Here is an 18,923-nt window from a genome sequence, read left to right on the forward strand (position 1 = left end):
ACCCCGCTAATCAAAAAAGGGCATTAACAATGCCCTTTCCCCGTAATAGAGACATTATGAAAAGCGCCACGTTTTATTTACTGGAACAGCCATCACCTCAGGCAGATTTGCAAGCTCACGAATGGCTGGCATGTCAATTTGCGGCTGACCAATGGCGAGCCGGAAAACGGGTGCTAATTGCTTGTGAAGATCAGCAACAGGCAGAAAAGTTAGATGAAGCCTTATGGCAAAGGGAACCCCACCAGTTCGTCCCGCATAATCTTGCTGGTGAAGGGCCGAGATATGGTGCACCCGTTGAGTTATGTTGGCCACAAAAACGGGGAAATTCTCCCCGTGATATATTGATAAATCTGCTACCGCAATTTGCAGACTTTGCCACCGCTTTCCATGAAGTGATAGACTTCGTTCCTATAGACGAGAATTTGAAACAGTTGGCGCGTGAACGATATAAAACATATCGCAGCGTCGGCTTTAATTTGACCATGGCAACGCCGCCAACATACTAAGTATCAAGATAAAATGGAAAAAACACCCACTAATCAAACGCAATCTGAGCCATCTCTCGATAAAACTTACAATCCTAAAGAAATTGAGCAACCGCTTTACAGCCATTGGGAGAAAAGCGGTTATTTCAAACCTAACGGTGATACCAGCCGCGAGAGCTTTTGTATTGTTATTCCACCGCCAAATGTGACTGGTAGCCTGCATATGGGCCATGCATTTCAGCAAACCATTATGGATACCATGATCCGTTATCAGCGGATGCAGGGTAAAAATACTTTGTGGCAGTCTGGTACTGACCATGCAGGTATTGCTACTCAAATGGTAGTTGAGCGTAAAATCGCAGCAGAAGAAGGCAAAACGCGTCACGATTATGGCCGCGACGCTTTTATCGATAAAATCTGGCAATGGAAAGCCGAATCCGGCGGTACGATTACCAATCAGATGCGTCGTCTGGGTAACTCGGTTGACTGGGAACGTGAGCGTTTTACCATGGATGAAGGTCTATCCAACGCGGTAAAAGAAGCTTTTGTTCGTTTGTATCAAGAAAACCTGATCTATCGTGGCAAACGTCTGGTTAACTGGGACCCGAAACTACACACTGCAATTTCTGATCTGGAAGTTGAAAACCGTGAAGTGAAAGGCTCTATGTGGCACTTGCGTTATCCACTGGCTGACGGTGCAAAAACTGCCGAAGGTAAAGATTATCTGATCGTTGCAACCACCCGGCCTGAAACGATGTTAGGCGATACCGGCGTAGCAGTTAACCCAGAAGATCCGCGCTATAAGGATTTAATCGGCAAAGAGATCATTCTGCCATTGGTTAATCGCCGTATTCCTATTATCGGTGATGAACACGCGGATATGGAAAAAGGTACTGGCTGCGTGAAAATCACACCTGCCCATGACTTCAACGACTATGAAGTGGGTAAACGCCATGCTTTGCCAATGATCAATATCATGACACTTGATGGCAATATCCTTGATGAAGCAGAAGTTTTCGATACCAATGGCGAAATTTCTGATATTTACAGTTCTGATATTCCAGCTGAATACCGGGGCATGGAACGTTTTGCTGCCCGTAAAGCAATGGTTGCTGAATTTGAAAAATTGGGTCTACTAGTTGAAATCAAAGCTCATGATCTCACTGTTCCTTACGGCGATCGGGGCGGTGTAGTGATTGAGCCAATGCTGACTGATCAGTGGTATGTCCGCACTGCACCTCTGGCAAAAGTCGCTATCGAAGCCGTTGAGAATGGCGATATCCAATTTGTACCTAAGCAATATGAAAATATGTACTACTCCTGGATGCGCGATATCCAAGATTGGTGTATTTCCCGTCAATTGTGGTGGGGCCATCGCATCCCGGCGTGGTATGACGCTGAAGGTAATGTCTATGTCGGTCGCAACGAAGAAGAAGTTCGCCGTGAAAATAATCTGAGTGCAAATATCATCCTCAACCAAGATGAAGATGTACTGGATACCTGGTTCTCTTCCGGTCTGTGGACATTCTCCACCCTTGGCTGGCCGGAACAAACCGAAGCACTGAAAACCTTCCATCCAACGGATGTGTTGGTTAGTGGCTTTGACATCATCTTTTTCTGGATTGCCCGCATGATCATGATGACCATGCATTTCATCAAAGATGAAAATGGCAAGCCTCAGGTTCCATTTAAGACGGTCTACATGACTGGACTTATCCGGGATGAAGAAGGTCAGAAGATGTCCAAATCTAAAGGGAATGTCATTGATCCACTGGATATGGTTGATGGTATTGCCCTGGAAGATCTGCTGGAAAAACGCACCGGCAATATGATGCAACCACAGTTAGCCGAAAAAATCCGCAAGCGCACAGAAAAACAATTCCCGACAGGTATTGAAGCACATGGCACAGATGCCCTGCGCTTTACATTGGCAGCACTGGCCTCGACAGGCCGTGATATCAACTGGGATATGAAACGTCTACAAGGCTACCGTAATTTCTGTAACAAACTGTGGAATGCCAGCCGTTTTGTTCTGATGAATACAGAAGGTCAGGATTGTGGACAAAATGGTGGCGAAATGATGCTGTCATTGGCTGATCGCTGGATTCTGGCTGAATTTAATCAGACAGTAAAAGCCTATCGTGAAGCTCTGGATACATATCGTTTTGATATGGCAGCCAATATTCTTTATGAGTTCACCTGGAACCAATTCTGTGACTGGTATCTTGAACTGTCTAAACCGGCGATCAACAAAGGTTCAGAAGCAGAAGTCCGTGGTGCCCGTCATACTCTGATTGAAGTTCTGGAAGGATTATTGTGTCTGGCCCATCCTATTATTCCATTTATCACTGAAACCATCTGGCAGCGAGTAAAAGTCGTTAAAGGGATTGAAGCCGATACCATCATGCTACAACCGTTCCCAGAATTTGATCAGGAAAAAACAGATGAACTGGCTCTGAATGATCTGGAATGGATTAAAGAAGCAATTATTGCGGTACGTAATATTCGTGCTGAAATGAACATTGCGCCTGGCAAACCACTGGAAGTTCTATTGCGCAATGCTGACCCTGACGCACAACGCCGTGTAGCAGAAAATCTGAATTTTATTCAAGCAATGGGCCGCCTTTCTTCAGTTACTCTTCTGTCTGCGGGCGAAGAAGCCCCGGTTTCTGTGACCAAACTGATTGATGGCGCAGAGGTGCTAATCCCAATGGCTGGTTTAGTCGATAAAGAAGCCGAGCTGAACCGTTTGGATAAAGAGATTGAGAAGTTGGACAAAGAGATTGGCAGCATCGAAGGTAAACTGTCGAATGAAGGCTTCGTCAGTCGTGCACCTGAAGCCGTTGTAGCTAAAGAACGTGAGCGTCTGGCAAACTGCAATACATCAAAAGAGAAGCTGCTGGCTCAAAAGGAAACCATTGCGGCGCTGTAATATTCTCAATAGATAAGTATTTCATCCAAAGCCACTACATTATGAAGTGACCCCCAATAGTTGGACAACCACTTACTGGGGGTTTTTTTATGTCTAAATATAGTCGTGAACTAAAAATCATTATTGCTAAACGATGTCTAGCAGGTAACACATCGGATAAGCTATCAGCGGAATATTCAATCTCTTCTCGACAAATTCGATACTGGGCTCAAGTTGTTGCCATTCATGGCGATAACGCCTTTTTGCCAACGTCTCACTCTCTTTGTGCTGTAACAAAACTCCAAGCTTTAAAATTAATGTGGACACATGATTGGTCTCTCACTCACACTAGTGCAGTTCTCAATTTAACGACTCCAGGTACCTTATCAGTCTGGCTTGATAAGTATAATGAAACCGGTATCAAAGGACTCGAAAGTCATCAGCGAGGAAGACCCCCAATGAAATCCCGACCTAAAACCCCGCCGAAGTCTGATGACGAAATGACAGTTGAGGAACTTAAAGAAGAATTAGCTTATTTGCGTGCAGAAAATGCTGTCCTAAAAAAGTTAGAAGAGCTGGAACAGAAGAAACGCCCACTAGCAAAGAAAAAGCGTTAATTGTTTTAGCTCTTAAAAAGAAATATCCATTAAAGCACTTACTTTGTGCCATTAATCTTGCAAGAATCGTGTTTTACTATCAATGCCAAGCGCTTAAAAAAACGCGTGCTTATGAACAAGAAATAGAGATGATTAAAACTATCTATCATGAGCATAAAGGTCGTTATGGCTATCGCCGCATTCATTTAGCATTGAGAAAAAATGGCTTTAAAATCAATCATAAAACAGTCCAACGATTAATGGGGCAATTAAACCTAAAATCCACGGTAAGGCCGAAGAAATATCGTTCTTATCGTGGGGAAGTTGGAAAAACAGCACCGAATTGGTTGGCAAGAGATTTTCGCGCGACAAAACCTAATGAGAAATGGGTAACGGATGTGACGGAATTTAAAGTGAATGAACAAAAAGTCTATCTATCACCTATTATTGACTTATTTAATCAAGAAGTTATCGCTTACAACGTGGCGAAAAAGGCGAGTCTGCCTTTAGTGACAGAGATGCTAAAAGGGGCATTAGATGGGCTAGATGCTCACTCTAAGCCACTCATTCACAGTGATCAAGGTTGGCAATATCGGCATAGGGCTTATCAAAAGCAACTTGCTGATAAAGATATTAAACAAAGTATGTCGAGGAAAGGGAACTGTTTGGATAATGCGATGGCAGAAAACTTTTTTGCCTTACTCAAAACAGAAATGTATCACCAGCAGCACTTTAAAAGTGCGGATGAACTGATTGAAAAAATAGAAGAATACATTGAATATTACAATACAAAACGGATCAAGGTGAAATTAAAAGGCCTAACTCCGATAGAATATCGAAACCAGGCCTTACACGCCGTTTAACTAAAATGTCCAACTTTCTGGGGTCAGTTCAATTATTAGTGGCTTTTTAGTTTATATACCCTTCATCTTTCAAGTTGCTGCTTTGTTGGCGGCTTTCCACTTGCAGCCGCGCTGCAACTCGAAATATATTAGGTATAAACCAAACGGTAGAATTTAGAATAAAACGTAATTTCAACTAATTTTATATAAATATCATCGAATATATTGAAAATAATAATCCTTATTTTCTTAATATGAAAATATCTCATAATTATTTATTTCATTAATTTCTAACCTTTATATATTTAAAATTACAATATGATATAATTTTATTTTATATATAAATCATTAGAATTGGCATATTATATTGAAAATAAATTCACAAAAATAAATATTTATTACTAATAACGAGTTTAATCATCATGTATTTTGGTTTTATTTAACAGTCGATTATTTTATTAATCTTAACAATCTATTCCGATAGACATTATTAGGTAACAATAAATAGTGAGCCCGAACAACATACAGAAACTACAGCATACACGTAATACATGATGACCACGTATTTCCAGATAAATTGCTTCACTAAATTCTAATAACCCGGAGAAATAAAATGAAAATACTTCTTACCCTATTATTAGCAAGTACTATTCAATTCGGTATTGTACATTCAGCCAATGCTGAATCAACTTTTGATAAAATTAAATCAACGGGTGTATTCAGGATTTCAACCGAAGGGGCTTATTCACCGTTCACCTATCACGATACTTCAGGTGCTTTAACGGGCTTCGATGTTGATATCGGTCGTGAAATTGCACGGCGACTAAATGTAAGACCAACATTTATTGAAGGAAAATGGGATGGGCTTATAGCCGGGCTGGATGCTGGACGCTCTGATGCGGTAATTAATCAAATTGCAATTACACCTGAGCGCAAGAAAAAATATGATTTTTCCATTCCATACATCACATCTCAAGCCGTACTTATCACCCATAAAGATAACAACAGTATAAAAACATTCAGTGACTTACGAGGAAAAACCTCAGCACATACTCTGACCAATAACTTCGCCCAAATTGCAAGACATAACGGCGCAGAAATTATTGGCACTAATGGGTTTAGCCAGGAAATCGAACTGGTTAGTACAGGCAGAGCCAATGCCACAATCAACGATAACCTATCTTATCTGGATTATAAGAAGCACAAGCCAAATGCGCCGGTGAAAATTGTTTCTTCCCATCCCAACACAGGGCAGACAGCCATTTTACTCCGCAAAGGAGAATCCGAACTCAAAGCTGCTATTGATCAAGCAATAACTGATATCAAAGCTGATGGCACCTACCAACGCATCTGGATTCAATACTTTGGCGTCAATACTCCCGAATAAGTGAAACATCTCTTACTTAAGTGTCCTCGTTCCCTAAAAGTCGGATACAAACTCTGACCTGGGAACTTTATCGTTAATCTCGTTTAATCGAACAATTAGGCAATATTTTAATCAAATATAAAATATATTAATTTATACAATTTTTTCGATATATCGAAAAATACAATATGATATAACTTTATTTTATATATATAAACTACCAGCTTGCCATATGATATTTAAAAAATTACATATAAATATATTCTTATATTCACACAATAGGGAAAATATATGGAACCCTCCTGGTTCACTTTAGTACTCGATTCTTTTTGGCCTATGCTTTATGCCGGTTTTACTTTCACTATTCCACTCACTCTGATTACCTTTACCCTTGGTATCATACTGGGTTTTATCGTTGCACTAATCCGGCTTTACGGTCCGAAACCCTTTGTTGCTGTCGCTAAATTCTATGTATGGCTGATCCGTGGTACGCCACTGCTTGTACAACTGTTTCTTATTTTTTATGCTTTACCCAGCGTCGGTATTACGCTAGGCGCATTTACCTCAGCCGTTATCGGTTTCACTCTGAATATCGGTGCCTATACATCTGAGGTAATCCGCGCTACTTTATTATCCGTGCCAAAAGGGCAGTGGGAAGCCGCTTATTCTATCGGCATGAGCTGGACACAATCATTACGCCGGATCATTCTGCCTCAAGCCGCTAGAATCGCTATTCCACCTCTCTCAAACACATTTATTTCACTGGTGAAAGATACTTCGCTGGCCTCAGTAATCACAGTACCGGAACTTTTCCTTGCCGCACAACGTATTGCCGCAGTGACTTATCAACCTCTCATTCTTTACACCGAAGCTGCAATAATTTATCTGATAATCAGTTCAGTATTATCATCATTACAAGCCCGCCTGGAAAAGAAGTTTTCGCAAAAGAGTGATACAAAGGAATTAGAAAATGATACAGCTCAACGGCATTGAAAAAAGTTTTAACGGGCAAAAGGTCCTGCAAAATATCGATCTTACCATTGAGGAAGGCAGCCTTACCGCATTAATCGGTCCATCAGGAAGCGGCAAAAGCACGCTGTTACGCTGTATCAACTTATTAGAAATTCCTCAGTCCGGGAAGCTGCAAATTGGTAATGAAAGTATGACCTTCATCGGTAAAGAACGAATTGCTCACAAGGACGTACAACGAATCCGTCAGCAAACCGGCATGGTGTTTCAAAACTTCCAGCTTTTTCCTCACCTCACCGTCATTGAAAACATTATGGAAGGGTTGATCTGGGTTCAAAAATGGTCACATGAACAGGCAAAAAAACGGGCGCTCGAACTGCTGGAAAAGGTGGGTATGTTACATAAAGCTGATGTCTTGCCAGCCACTCTATCCGGTGGTCAGCAGCAGCGTGTCGCGATTGCCAGGGCACTGGCACCTTCGCCCAAAGTGTTATTATGCGACGAGCCAACTTCCGCGCTTGATCCAGAATTATCCCAGGAAGTTGTCGCCGTATTAAAGCAGTTAGCTAAAGAAGGAACCACTATGTTAATGGCCACCCATGATCTGCGTCTGGCTGCTAATCTTGCTCACAACGTCATATTTTTAGAATCTGGGGAAATTATCGAATCGGGAACATCGAAAACGATTTTTACCCGGGCCCTTAAACAACGTACTGTGGAATTTGTTTCAACCTTAACCAATACCTTACCGGATTGGGAAATATAATCCACCGTTAAAAATACCTTGTCATCATTGCTCCTTACATCAAATCAATGATGATCAAATAAATAAATTTTTTGACAGATTGGAGAAACAAAATGAAAGTATTCTTTACCGCATTATTAGCTGGTGTCATTCAATTCGGCATTGTACATTCTGCCAGTGCAGAATCTAGCCTTGATAAGATTAAATCAACGGGTGTATTCAAAATCGCTACCGAAGGAACCTATCCACCCTTTACCTATCACGATGCTTCAGGAACTTTAACCGGTTTTGATGTTGAGATTGGCCGCGAAATTGCCCATCGCCTAAATGTCAAAGCAGAGTTCACTGAAGGAAAATGGGATGGGCTTATTGCCGGCCTGGATGCTAAACGCTACGACGCTGTAATCAATCAAGTCGCTATTACGCCAGAACGCAAGAAAAAATATGACTTTTCCGCTCCGTATATTATCTCCAAGGCCGTACTTATCACCCGCCAAAACAATGACAGTATCAAGACGTTTAGTGACCTTAAAGGTAAAACATCAAGCCATAGCTTAACCAGCAACTATGCGCAGTTAGCAAAACGTTTTGGTGCTGAAATCGTCCCTACCGAAGGATTTAATCAGGCAATCGATCTGGTTGCTACAGGCAGGGCTGATGCAACCATCAATGATAATTTGTCCTATCTGGATTTTAAAAAACACAAACCTAATGCGCCGGTAAAAGTTGTCGCATCTGAACCCAATGGCGATCAGGTCGGTATTCTAATCCGTAAAGGCGAACCAGAATTACAAGCGGCTATCGATAAGGCACTCACCGACATTAAAGCTGATGGCACCTATCTGCAAATTTCTACCAAGTATTTCGGTACCGACGTTTCCAAATAAGAAAGTGACCCTCTTTTCTTTCAAGAGATGGTTTCTCTTAATACCTGGAATATTGTACAGTACTTAAAATATGGGTAGCGAAGGTCTGACACAGAATTCTGAACACATTCAACCATGCAACGGAAGCGTTCAGAATTCTGCACTTCTGTTTATTAAATTACGCTAAATTTTACCACTGATAATATTTCATTTTATCCTTATTTAAAATATATTCCTTTTGGAAAGTATTGTCTGATGAAATTATTGATATTCTCATTTATCCCTCTTCCCCATAGAAGATAGAATTTAAGGCTATAAATTGAATCTGGTTGCTCACCTAATTCAAGTTCACAGAAACATTATCAGATAAAACAGTACAGTATCTGAATTCACCGCCTGAATTATGTTTAATAAATTATTATTTATTTCCAGACGGGATTAAAACAATCTGTCACAGAAAAATACCATTAATATTTCCCTTAAAATATTGAAACCGGCATCTTCAAGTTGAATGGGTATAAATAATCACAAAAACCTTATCAAAAATACTTCCTCAATTAATAATTGGCGGCTTATTACGATTTATTATTACTCCATTATTAAGGATGGCAAATAATATATAGCATTGCTGAATCAACTAATCATAATTTTATATTTGAAATTCGTATCGATATTTGAGAGTATCCTTCCCGCATGCATTATAGATGAAATAATTTAATTAATAGGCAGAAATTTCATCCATAAATATTATCTTTAATAAATAGTGTTTGGGAGCTAACAATATATTTCAGGAACCAAAATCTTTGGTTCTTAAAGAAGGGCATTTGATCTACACCCCCTTCTGATATCACTCAGAATAAATTATGGAAGAGCTTTAAATTAAGCGGAGATAAATGTAGAACCCTTATCTCAATTTCATCGTTATAAGAGGTAAATATAATGCAAGTTCATTATCTTAATATTATTACTAGCGGAGATAAGTATAATGCGAAACCATTATCCTAATATTATCATCGGTGGAGGTCCTGCTGGGCTAAATATGGCCCTTGAATTTAGTAAACGCGGGATTGAATATCTCTTACTTGAAGCAAACGAGACTGTTGGTGGTCAATGGGATCGATTTCCCGTATGTGGAGAACTGATCTCACTCAACAAAAAATATGTTCCCGGAGACAATCATACCTACCGGATGCGCTATGACTGGCACACCCTCAGCACCATTGACGCTGAAGATGTGGCAAATGATCCAAAACTTCGATTTACAGAATGGACATCAGCGCATTGGCCATCAGCAAGAATCTATAAAGAATACCTAAAATACGTGGCTGAAAAAATGGGGCTCGTAAAGTGTATACGCACCAATATGCGCGTTCGGCGTATAACGAAAGAGAATGAACATTTTATTATCGAAATTTCTGATTCTCTGCATATCTCAGCGGATCGGATATTTTGTGCTACCGGCGTATCAAAGCCGATTGTGCCAGATATCAAAGGACTTAATACTGAGACCTGTACCTTTTACGAGAACTTCGATCCAAATACCGCTACTGAGCGCTATAGAAATAAAATTGTTGTGGTACTTGGACGAGGTAATTCTGCTTTCGAAATTGCACACCACCTTATCGATATCACAGCCGAAACGCGTGTTGTCACGAGATCATTACCGCTATTCGCCCGACAAACTCATAACGTGCATGATTTGCGAGCTCAAGTCTCAGATGTTTTCGATTTAATGCAACTCAAATCCAACAATAATATTGTCAGTGACCGCATTGTTGAAATTCGTCGAATTGCTAGTGGGAAGCATAAAGGGCGGTTATTAGTCAGCTACGAGACACCCTGCCCACATTGGTCTCCACCAAGATGGATGAAGCGAACAGGTATCGTTGACGATGTCATTGTATGCTGTGGATTCAACTATACCTTATCAGATATTTTCGACATGGATACTGTTCGACCAGATGTTGATGAAAAAGGCAAATACTGTTTACTCACATCAAGTTGGGAATCAGTGAACGTACCTGGGCTCTATTTTATTGGTGCCCCTATGCGAGTCAATGATCCAGATGCCGCCTCCGGATTTGTGCATGGCTTCCGATGTAATATTCAAGCGCTTGGAAATATCATCGCTGAGAAATATCACAGCATAGCTCTCAAGCCAATATTTGAATGCAGAATACCTCTTAACAATCCTTCTGACGCGCTGGTATCTCTCTCCAAGTTTCTCGTAGACCTTGTCAGTACAAGCATGCCACTATTTGAGCTTTTCAGTTATTTTGGAAACATTGTTACATTCGAAGAGTGTGATGATGAAAATGTTGTATGCGCGCGCGTATGGCCTCCATTTTCACGAGAATATAACAACGAGCGTTGGGGAGATAAGCAAAATCGCCTTGAGGTAGTATTCGAGTATGGATTCTATCGATATGGCAATGGCCAGCTCCCGACACATTACTTTACGTTACCCGCTGATCATTTCGACACTTCTCAAAGTGCTTATATCCACCCCGTGTTTCATGTTTTCCGCGAGGGTGTAGAAGTGAACTCCTTTCATATGCAAGAAAGTCTTATTGGTCGTTGGGACCTTGATGACTATGTAAATGCCGAGACTAATGTTGATCAGTACAGGAACGTCGCTTTCAATGCCTGCGCCTGCGCACTTGGCATTGAAGAGCGCAGAAGCATGTTGCCCGTGCTTGATGAGTTTGTCGATAAGTGCTACCCCCTCATGAGCGAAAAGGAGATCGCAGAAGCGCTTCGGATTCAACCAAACTTGGCATTACTTGCTAAGCAATCATGATTATATTGTACTAGATGTATACTGCGAAATTTAACTAACACGGCAGGGGCAGGATAACAATTTTTATCTAAAAAATTCATGTCCCTGCATCAGATGACGAAGGCTACTTTATGTTCACAGATTTTACTACACTTCAAGGTCTGTTAGGACTCTTACTGACTAGCTCAATACTAATCGCTATTCCTGGCCCAAGTATCATGTTTATTGTGGGGCAAGCGCTGTCAGTAGGACGGGCCAACGCATTACGTGGAGTGATTGGTAATGCAATCGGAACCTATTGCGTTGCCGTGGTCCTTGCCTTGGGAATTGGCTCTTTGCTCACACAATCCAGCACAGCTTTGATGGTTATTCGTTTGCTGGGTGCTATTGCCTTACTGGTCATCGGTTTTCAATATATTTTTTTCTCGAAGCCGCTGCAAGCTGGGGAGAATATTAGTTCCAAGAAAAATAAACAAACATTGGCACTAGGAATAATCGTTGGTGCAACAAATCCGAAAGCATTGATTATGTTTGGTACGATAGTTCCAAGCTTTTTAACCGAAGGAATAGACAGCCCTATTTTATCCCTGCTCAGTTTTTCATTGATACCGATTGGCTTAGGCTTGGTGATAGATACAGCATGGGTCGCTGCCGCGCATGCGGTGAGTTTGCGCGCATCTTTTACTGAAAAAAGAATGAAGTTAGTGAATATACTGGGTGGAGGAATGATAATCATAATGGCTATTTTTTTAGCAATGGGAGCTCTACTTTGAAAAATCAGCAGATATTAACGTTCAGTTCAATTGGAATATAAATTCCTATAAAAAGGAAATAAGAATTAACCACTGCTTTAAATTAATAAAGGGTAACTTACAGAGTGGAAACCTGTAAGCTATCCCTCTATTTATTTCTTACTTCGATACCTTAATGAAGCCTATCTCCTCCGTGCTCTGATAGATCGTCTTCATCATCTTCATCTTGTTCATCAGGATCTTCAAAGTAAGTACCCCAGCCATCATAATTGACACCGATTTTTTCGGCCAGATTCATCAGTTGTTCAACTTGGGTATCGATCAGCTCTGCATTCAATCCACATTCACTGATAGCATCACAACACATAAGGATAGTGCCATCCTCAATCTCCAATTCTTCCGCATCGGTCACTTCATAACCTAGTTTAAAGGCTTCAACAGCAGCCTTTTCCAATAGATTAAAATCTTCTGCAGAAAAGTGGTGTTCAATGGCATAAAGCGCATCTGGGTCACTACCATCTTCCAATAACTCTTCAATAATAAGGCGCGTTTCTTCGCGCTGTTCTTCTAAGTCTTTTTGATTTGCCATACCCAATACCCTCAATCAGTTGGCTGTCCTGGCGTTCATTCTCCCACACCACAGTCAGCCTAACCACTGTTTACATCAAAGAAATCTAACACGGAGTTGAAATTGAATTTTTATAGATATAAATTGAATATAAATGCATAAAGTGAATACAGAGGTACCCAATAATGAATCCATTATATCAACGTAATTTCCTAAGGTTACTTGATTTTTCTTCAACAGAAATCCACTCCTTTCTAAAACTGGCTGCTGAATTAAAATCGACCAAAAAATCTGGTGCTGAAAAAGCTTTATTAACAGGCAAAAATATTGTGTTGATCTTTGAAAAAGATTCCACCCGTACCCGCTGTTCATTTGAAGTAGCTGCTTTTGACCAGGGGGCAAATATCACTTACCTCAGCTCTAGTGGCAGCCAGATTGGCCACAAAGAATCAATTAAAGATACCGCTCGTATACTTGGTCGCATGTATGACGGTATTCAATATCGCGGCTATGCTCAAAAAGTCGTCGAAACACTAGCAGAACACGCCGGCATCCCCGTATGGAATGGCCTGACAAATGAGTTTCATCCTACCCAGTTACTGGCAGATTTACTCACTATCCAAGAACATCAACCAGAGAAACCGCTATCAGAAATCAAATTTGCCTATCTGGGTGATGCCCGTAACAATATGGGGAATAGTATGCTAGAAGCCGCTGCATTGATCGGTATGGATGTTCGACTAGTTGCTCCTAAAGAATACTGGCCAGATGCAACACTGGTTGCTGAATGCCAAAAGCTGACTGAAAAAATCGGTGGTAAAATTACGCTAACTGAAAATATCGCCGAGGGTGTTAAAGATGCTGATTTTCTTTATACCGATGTCTGGGTTTCGATGGGAGAGCCAAAAGAAATTTGGCAACAGCGAATTAGTCTACTGAAACCTTATCAGGTCAATATGGATGTAGTGAAAATGACAGGTAATTCACAGGTAAAATTCCTGCACTGCTTGCCTGCATTCCATGATGAAGAAACAGCATTAGGTAAGCAACTGGCGGCCGAGTTTGATATGTATGGCGGACTGGAAGTCACCAATGAAGTTTTTGAGTCAAAACACAGTATTGTATTTGATCAGGCAGAAAATCGCCTACATACCATTAAAGCAGTAATGGTAGCAACACTGGCAAAGGATTTGAAAATCTGATTACTTAAGATATCTGTAAGATTATGTCTATAAAGGCGAATGCTGCCAATATCATTTTTCTTCCGGCAAGTACTTGCTGTGAGATTTTTCACGAGTATAATGCGCCGCAATTTGCCGGGAGAAATCATGGAAAACAACGCTTATTTTCGTCAAGCTAAAATACGAGTGCAACTGCCCGAAGGCAGCCAGCAGCCATTGTTTTTCCCGCAGCTAAACCGATCATTTAATGCCCCTCAATGAGGGGCTTTTTTTTGCCCGGTAATCAATTGAGATCGCTACACCCGGATGTCAGCATTAGAGGAGAGTGAAAAATGGCTAATCCGTTATATCGCAAACATATCATCTCGATAAATGATTTGAACCGCGAAGAGCTGGAATTGGTATTGCAAACTGCCGCCGCCCTGAAAACCAGACCACAGCCTGAATTGCTGAAACACAAGGTTATCGCCAGTTGTTTCTTTGAAGCATCTACTCGTACTCGCCTCTCTTTCGAAACAGCAATTCACCGTCTTGGTGCTTCAGTAGTCGGTTTTTCGGATAGTAGTAATACTTCCCTGGGAAAGAAAGGCGAAACACTGGCAGATACTATTTCCGTTATCAGCCAATATGTTGACGCTATCGTGATACGCCATCCACAAGAAGGTGCACCGCGTCTGGCTTCTGAATTTTCCGGTCATACTCCGATTATCAATGCTGGTGACGGTGCAAATCAGCATCCGACTCAAACCTTGCTGGATCTATTCACTATTCAGGAAACCCAGCAACGGCTGGATAGTCTGAATATCGCCATGGTTGGTGACCTAAAATATGGTCGCACCGTTCATTCTCTGTCACAAGCACTGGCGAAATTTAATGGCAACCATTTTTATTTTATCGCCCCAGAAGCACTAGCAATGCCAAATCATATTCTGCATATGCTGAACGAAAAAGGGGCTACTTATAGTCTGCATACCAATATTGAAGAAGTCTTACCCGAGTTGGATATTCTTTACATGACTCGCGTACAAAAAGAACGCCTTGATCCATCCGAATACGCCAATGTAAAAGCACAATTTGTCCTACGTGCTACTGATTTAACTGGAGCAAAAGAGAACCTCAAAATTCTGCATCCGCTACCACGTATTGATGAGATTACTGTTGATGTAGATAAAACACCTTATGCTTATTATTTCCAACAGGCAGAAAATGGTATTTATGCTCGTCAAGCACTATTATCTTTAGTTTTAAGTGAATGATTAAGACAAAGAAAATACTTGTTAATCCGCGAACATAACCGGTTATTATTTTCTTTCTAGAATGGAAGGAATATCGATTCTTAATAATTGTCTGGAGGGTGAATACAGAAAAGTTTTACCAAAATGTATTCACAAAAAATACTATGACCCAAGATCATAAACTACAAGTCGAAGCCATTAGATGCGGTACCGTGATTGACCATATCCCAGCTCAAGTAGGCTTCAAATTACTCTCTTTATTTAAACTGACTGAAACTGATCAACGTATCACCATCGGCCTGAACTTGCCTTCCAATCAATTAGGTAAGAAAGATCTCATCAAAATCGAGAACACATTTCTTACAGAACAACAGGCTAACCAACTTGCTATGTATGCGCCTAACGCAACCGTGAACTGTATTGAAGACTATGAAGTTGTCAAGAAACTGCCAATTAACTTGCCCGAGCGCATTGATAGCGTGTTAGTCTGCCCTAATAGCAACTGCATTAGCCACAATGAGCCAGTAGAAAGTAGTTTTCGGGTTAAAGTCACATCCGAAGACGTGGTGCTAACCTGCAAATACTGTGAGAAAGAGTTCGACCGCAACGTGGTGATACTCAACGATTAAACGATCTATGTCAGTTGCTGAGGCAGATACGGGCACTATAATAGTACCTTTAATGAAATATTCATTTATACCCTATGGATTTCAAGATGCATCGCGACGGCAAGGGAGCGAATCCCCGGGAGCATAGAGAACTATGTGACCGGGGTGAGTGAGTGCAGCCAACAAAGAGGCAACTTGAAAGATAACGGGTATAGTTATCACATTAACAGGAGAACCTATGTCATACGAGATTAATACCGATAAAGCCCCAGCTGCAATTGGTCCATATGTTCAGGGGGTTGATTTGGGTAGCATGGTAATCACTTCCGGACAGATCCCGGTAAATTCAAAAACAGGTGATGTTGCAGAAGATATTGCTGCTCAGACTCGTCAATCATTGGAAAACGTTAAAGCCATTGTTGAAAAAGCAGGTTTGACTGTAGGTGACATTGTTAAAACAACCGTTTTCGTTAAGGACCTGAATGACTTCAGCACCGTTAACGCAACCTATGAAGCATTCTTCAAAGAACACAATGCATCTTTCCCAGCTCGTTCCTGTGTTGAAGTAGCCCGTTTGCCAAAAGACGTTAAAATCGAAATCGAAGCTATCGCGATTCGTAGATAATCTCCCCTGCTCCGTTTTCTACAAACCCTTAGTTAGTCGCTAACTAAGGGTTTTTACTTTTCTCCGCCTTCTAAACCTAGTTGACTATTCTTTGTCTTAGATCAAATCAGCTGGTTATTATCTTGCTTCGAATTACCATATATTGTGTTTAAATATTAAATTAAATCTATATATAGATTTATCCATATTTAAGTTAATTATCCGAACGGGTATGGCTGATATCTATGGATAATATTCTCAAGGAGCTATATTGTGAAAACTGTTGTGATAAAACGAGATGGTCATCAGGTACCATTTGATGGAGAGCGTATCAGGGATGCTGTAAAACGGGCCGCCTCTGCTGCTGGTGTCACAGATGATGAATATTGTGCTCAAGTTGCATCCGTAGTGACACAATTAATGACTAATCACAGCCAAGTTGATATACGGGATATTCAAAACGCAGTAGAAAATCAATTAATGGCTGGCAACTATAAGCACCTTGCCCGTATCTACATTGAATATCGTCACGACAGAGATATTGCCCGCGAGCTACATAGCCATCTTAATCAGGAAATCCGTGGCTTGGTTGAACAAAGTAATGTTTCCCTACTCAACGAAAATGCCAATAAAGACAGTAAAGTTATCCCAACTCAACGCGACCTGCTGGCAGGAATTGTTGCTAAAAATTATGCCAAACAACACATTCTGCCGCGTAACGTAGTATCAGCTCACGAAAAGGGGGAAATCCACTATCACGATCTCGATTATTCCCCCTTTTTCCCAATGTTTAACTGTATGCTGATTGACCTGAAAAACATGCTAACCAACGGGTTCAAAATGGGTAATGCTGAGATAGAACCGCCAAAATCTATTGCAACCGCAACGGCGGTAACGGCACAAATTATTGCTCAAGTTGCCAGCCATATTTATGGCGGTACCACCATCAACCGTATAGATGAAGTATTGGCCCCTTTCGTTAAAGCCAGCTATGAAAAACACTTGGCAATTGCCGAACAGTGGGATATCAGCGATAAAAAATCTTACGCCGAAGCACGAACAGAAAAAGAGTGTTACGACGCTTTCCAATCACTGGAATATGAAGTTAATACACTGCATACCGCCAATGGGCAGACTCCTTTTGTCACTTTTGGCTTTGGTTTGGGGCTGTCAAAAGAGTCCCGACTAATCCAGCAATCTATTCTGCGTAACCGCATTGCGGGTTTGGGTAAGAACCACAAAACAGCGGTATTCCCCAAACTGGTATTTGCTATCCGCAATGGTCTAAATCACAAGCTTGGTGATCCTAACTACGATATCAAACAATTGGCTCTCGAGTGTGCTAGCAAGCGGATGTATCCTGATATTCTTAACTACGATCAGGTTGTCAAAGTGACAGGCTCCTTTAAAACTCCAATGGGTTGCCGTAGTTTCCTCAATGTTTATGAAGAAAATGGTGAGCAAATTCATGAAGGACGCAATAATCTGGGAGTTATCAGCTTAAATCTCCCTCGTATTGCTATCGAAGCCAAAAGAGATGAAAAATACTTCTGGCAATTGCTAGATAAACGTCTGACATTGGTGAAACAAGCATTGATGACCCGTATCAGTCGTCTGGAAGGGGTCAAAGCACGAGTTGCTCCAATCCTTTATATGGAAGGTGCCTGCGGGGTTCGCCTGAAAGCTGATGATAATATCGCTGAAATCTTTAAACATGGCCGGGCTTCTATCTCTCTGGGCTATATTGGCATTCACGAAACCATTAACGCATTGTATGGCGACCAAGTTCATCTATTTGATGATCAACAATTACGTGCAAAAGCACTCTCAATTGTTAAACGTCTGCGAGAAGCCACTGATCAATGGAAGAAAGAAACTGGTTATGGTTTCAGCCTATACAGTACACCAAGTGAAAATCTATGTTACCGTTTCTGCCGCCTTGATACCGCTGAATTTGGTGTTATCAAAGGCGTGACAGACAAAGGCTATTACACCAATAGCTTTCATTTAGACGTTGAAAAGAAGGTCAATCCTTACGATAAACTGGATTTTGAAGCACCTTATCCACCACTGGCAAATGGCGGTTTTATCTGTTACGGCGAATATCCTAATCTGCAACATAATCTGAAAGCATTGGAAGATGTCTGGGATTACAGCTACCTACATGTGCCTTATTACGGAACCAATACTCCCATTGACGAGTGCTATAACTGCGGATTTACGGGTGAATTCTCCTGTACCAGTAAAGGGTTTACCTGCCCACGTTGCGGCAACCATGAATCTTCAAGAGTATCAGTAACCCGCCGCGTCTGCGGTTATTTGGGGAGTCCTGATGCTCGCCCATTCAATGTAGGTAAACAAGAAGAAGTAAAACGCAGGGTAAAACACCTGAAAAATGGGCAGTTAGGCTAATAAA

At 41.1% G+C, this 18,923-nt stretch carries 16 protein-coding genes; 15 read left to right on the forward strand and 1 reads right to left on the reverse strand.

Annotated features, from left to right (window positions below; all coding sequences use genetic code 11):
- Window positions 1-56 precede the first annotated feature (56 nt).
- The 10 genes from BDD30_RS10200 (at window position 57) to BDD30_RS10245 (ending at window position 12,332) form a co-directional block, all read left to right on the forward strand.
- On the forward strand, window positions 57-506 hold the full coding sequence (locus BDD30_RS10200; RefSeq protein WP_041382504.1) for a DNA polymerase III subunit chi: 450 nt from the start codon (window positions 57-59) through the stop codon (window positions 504-506).
- Window positions 507-519: 13 nt separating this feature from the next.
- Window positions 520-3,417, forward strand: coding sequence for a valine--tRNA ligase (locus BDD30_RS10205; RefSeq protein ID WP_015836065.1), 2,898 nt, complete (start codon window positions 520-522; stop codon window positions 3,415-3,417).
- 89 nt (window positions 3,418-3,506) lie between these two features.
- A complete protein-coding gene (locus tag BDD30_RS10210; protein WP_015834198.1) occupies window positions 3,507-4,013 on the forward strand; it encodes a helix-turn-helix domain-containing protein in 507 nt (168 codons plus the stop codon).
- Window positions 4,013-4,855: an IS3 family transposase gene (locus BDD30_RS10215; RefSeq protein WP_231849249.1), complete on the forward strand. Its 843-nt coding sequence runs from the start codon at window positions 4,013-4,015 to the stop codon at window positions 4,853-4,855. Before BDD30_RS10210 ends, BDD30_RS10215 begins: the two co-directional genes overlap by 1 nt.
- A 592-nt stretch (window positions 4,856-5,447) precedes the next feature.
- The gene (locus BDD30_RS10220) at window positions 5,448-6,221 is read left to right on the forward strand and encodes an amino acid ABC transporter substrate-binding protein (RefSeq protein ID WP_015836066.1); all 774 of its coding nucleotides are present in this window, start codon (window positions 5,448-5,450) and stop codon (window positions 6,219-6,221) included.
- 270 nt (window positions 6,222-6,491) lie between these two features.
- A complete protein-coding gene (locus BDD30_RS10225; RefSeq protein WP_015836067.1) occupies window positions 6,492-7,193 on the forward strand; it encodes an amino acid ABC transporter permease in 702 nt (233 codons plus the stop codon).
- Window positions 7,171-7,935, forward strand: a complete 765-nt coding sequence (locus BDD30_RS10230; protein WP_015836068.1) for an amino acid ABC transporter ATP-binding protein — start codon at window positions 7,171-7,173, stop codon at window positions 7,933-7,935. The genes BDD30_RS10225 and BDD30_RS10230 overlap by 23 nt, the downstream gene beginning before the upstream one ends.
- A 92-nt stretch (window positions 7,936-8,027) precedes the next feature.
- Window positions 8,028-8,801 carry an amino acid ABC transporter substrate-binding protein gene (locus BDD30_RS10235; protein ID WP_015836069.1) on the forward strand — a complete coding sequence of 258 codons (774 nt, stop codon included), beginning with the start codon at window positions 8,028-8,030 and terminating at the stop codon, window positions 8,799-8,801.
- Window positions 8,802-9,765: 964 nt separating this feature from the next.
- Window positions 9,766-11,580, forward strand: coding sequence for an NAD(P)-binding domain-containing protein (locus tag BDD30_RS10240; protein ID WP_015836070.1), 1,815 nt, complete (start codon window positions 9,766-9,768; stop codon window positions 11,578-11,580).
- A 110-nt stretch (window positions 11,581-11,690) separates the two neighbouring features.
- Window positions 11,691-12,332, forward strand: a complete 642-nt coding sequence (locus tag BDD30_RS10245) for a LysE family translocator (RefSeq protein WP_015836071.1) — start codon at window positions 11,691-11,693, stop codon at window positions 12,330-12,332.
- A 151-nt stretch (window positions 12,333-12,483) separates the two neighbouring features.
- Here BDD30_RS10245 and rraB read toward each other — a convergent pair whose 3' ends face one another.
- Window positions 12,484-12,900 (reverse strand): ribonuclease E inhibitor RraB, encoded by a 417-nt coding sequence (rraB, locus tag BDD30_RS10250; RefSeq protein ID WP_015836072.1) that lies wholly within the window; start codon window positions 12,898-12,900, stop codon window positions 12,484-12,486.
- 164 nt (window positions 12,901-13,064) lie between these two features.
- Here rraB and argF point away from each other — a divergent pair, with 164 nt between their 5' ends.
- The 5 genes from argF (at window position 13,065) to nrdD (ending at window position 18,919) form a co-directional block, all read left to right on the forward strand.
- Window positions 13,065-14,081: an ornithine carbamoyltransferase gene (gene argF, locus BDD30_RS10255; RefSeq protein ID WP_015836073.1), complete on the forward strand. Its 1,017-nt coding sequence runs from the start codon at window positions 13,065-13,067 to the stop codon at window positions 14,079-14,081.
- 311 nt (window positions 14,082-14,392) lie between these two features.
- Window positions 14,393-15,316, forward strand: a complete 924-nt coding sequence (gene pyrB / locus BDD30_RS10260; protein WP_015836075.1) for an aspartate carbamoyltransferase — start codon at window positions 14,393-14,395, stop codon at window positions 15,314-15,316.
- Window positions 15,317-15,459: 143 nt separating this feature from the next.
- A complete protein-coding gene (pyrI, locus tag BDD30_RS10265) occupies window positions 15,460-15,924 on the forward strand; it encodes an aspartate carbamoyltransferase regulatory subunit (RefSeq protein WP_015836076.1) in 465 nt (154 codons plus the stop codon).
- A 217-nt stretch (window positions 15,925-16,141) separates the two neighbouring features.
- On the forward strand, window positions 16,142-16,528 hold the full coding sequence (gene ridA, locus BDD30_RS10270; RefSeq protein ID WP_015836077.1) for a 2-iminobutanoate/2-iminopropanoate deaminase: 387 nt from the start codon (window positions 16,142-16,144) through the stop codon (window positions 16,526-16,528).
- Window positions 16,529-16,780: 252 nt separating this feature from the next.
- A complete protein-coding gene (nrdD, locus tag BDD30_RS10275; protein WP_015836078.1) occupies window positions 16,781-18,919 on the forward strand; it encodes an anaerobic ribonucleoside-triphosphate reductase in 2,139 nt (712 codons plus the stop codon).
- Window positions 18,920-18,923 lie beyond the last annotated feature (4 nt).

It is taken from the genome of Photorhabdus asymbiotica, from assembly GCF_003634575.1.
GTDB classification, from domain to species: domain Bacteria; phylum Pseudomonadota; class Gammaproteobacteria; order Enterobacterales; family Enterobacteriaceae; genus Photorhabdus; species Photorhabdus asymbiotica.

What these genes read in the sequence shown, in the direction of transcription:
- BDD30_RS10200 (WP_041382504.1), top strand. Translation starts at nt 57, where the DNA reads ATGAAAAGCGCCACGTTTTATTTACTGGAACAGCCATCACCTCAGGCA.
- BDD30_RS10205 (WP_015836065.1), top strand. Translation starts at nt 520, where the DNA reads ATGGAAAAAACACCCACTAATCAAACGCAATCTGAGCCATCTCTCGAT.
- BDD30_RS10210 (WP_015834198.1), top strand. Translation starts at nt 3,507, where the DNA reads ATGTCTAAATATAGTCGTGAACTAAAAATCATTATTGCTAAACGATGT.
- BDD30_RS10220 (WP_015836066.1), top strand. Translation starts at nt 5,448, where the DNA reads ATGAAAATACTTCTTACCCTATTATTAGCAAGTACTATTCAATTCGGT.
- BDD30_RS10225 (WP_015836067.1), top strand. Translation starts at nt 6,492, where the DNA reads ATGGAACCCTCCTGGTTCACTTTAGTACTCGATTCTTTTTGGCCTATG.
- BDD30_RS10230 (WP_015836068.1), top strand. Translation starts at nt 7,171, where the DNA reads ATGATACAGCTCAACGGCATTGAAAAAAGTTTTAACGGGCAAAAGGTC.
- BDD30_RS10235 (WP_015836069.1), top strand. Translation starts at nt 8,028, where the DNA reads ATGAAAGTATTCTTTACCGCATTATTAGCTGGTGTCATTCAATTCGGC.
- BDD30_RS10240 (WP_015836070.1), top strand. Translation starts at nt 9,766, where the DNA reads ATGCGAAACCATTATCCTAATATTATCATCGGTGGAGGTCCTGCTGGG.
- BDD30_RS10245 (WP_015836071.1), top strand. Translation starts at nt 11,691, where the DNA reads ATGTTCACAGATTTTACTACACTTCAAGGTCTGTTAGGACTCTTACTG.
- rraB (WP_015836072.1), bottom strand. Translation starts at nt 12,900, where the DNA reads ATGGCAAATCAAAAAGACTTAGAAGAACAGCGCGAAGAAACGCGCCTT.
- argF (WP_015836073.1), top strand. Translation starts at nt 13,065, where the DNA reads ATGAATCCATTATATCAACGTAATTTCCTAAGGTTACTTGATTTTTCT.
- pyrB (WP_015836075.1), top strand. Translation starts at nt 14,393, where the DNA reads ATGGCTAATCCGTTATATCGCAAACATATCATCTCGATAAATGATTTG.
- pyrI (WP_015836076.1), top strand. Translation starts at nt 15,460, where the DNA reads ATGACCCAAGATCATAAACTACAAGTCGAAGCCATTAGATGCGGTACC.
- ridA (WP_015836077.1), top strand. Translation starts at nt 16,142, where the DNA reads ATGTCATACGAGATTAATACCGATAAAGCCCCAGCTGCAATTGGTCCA.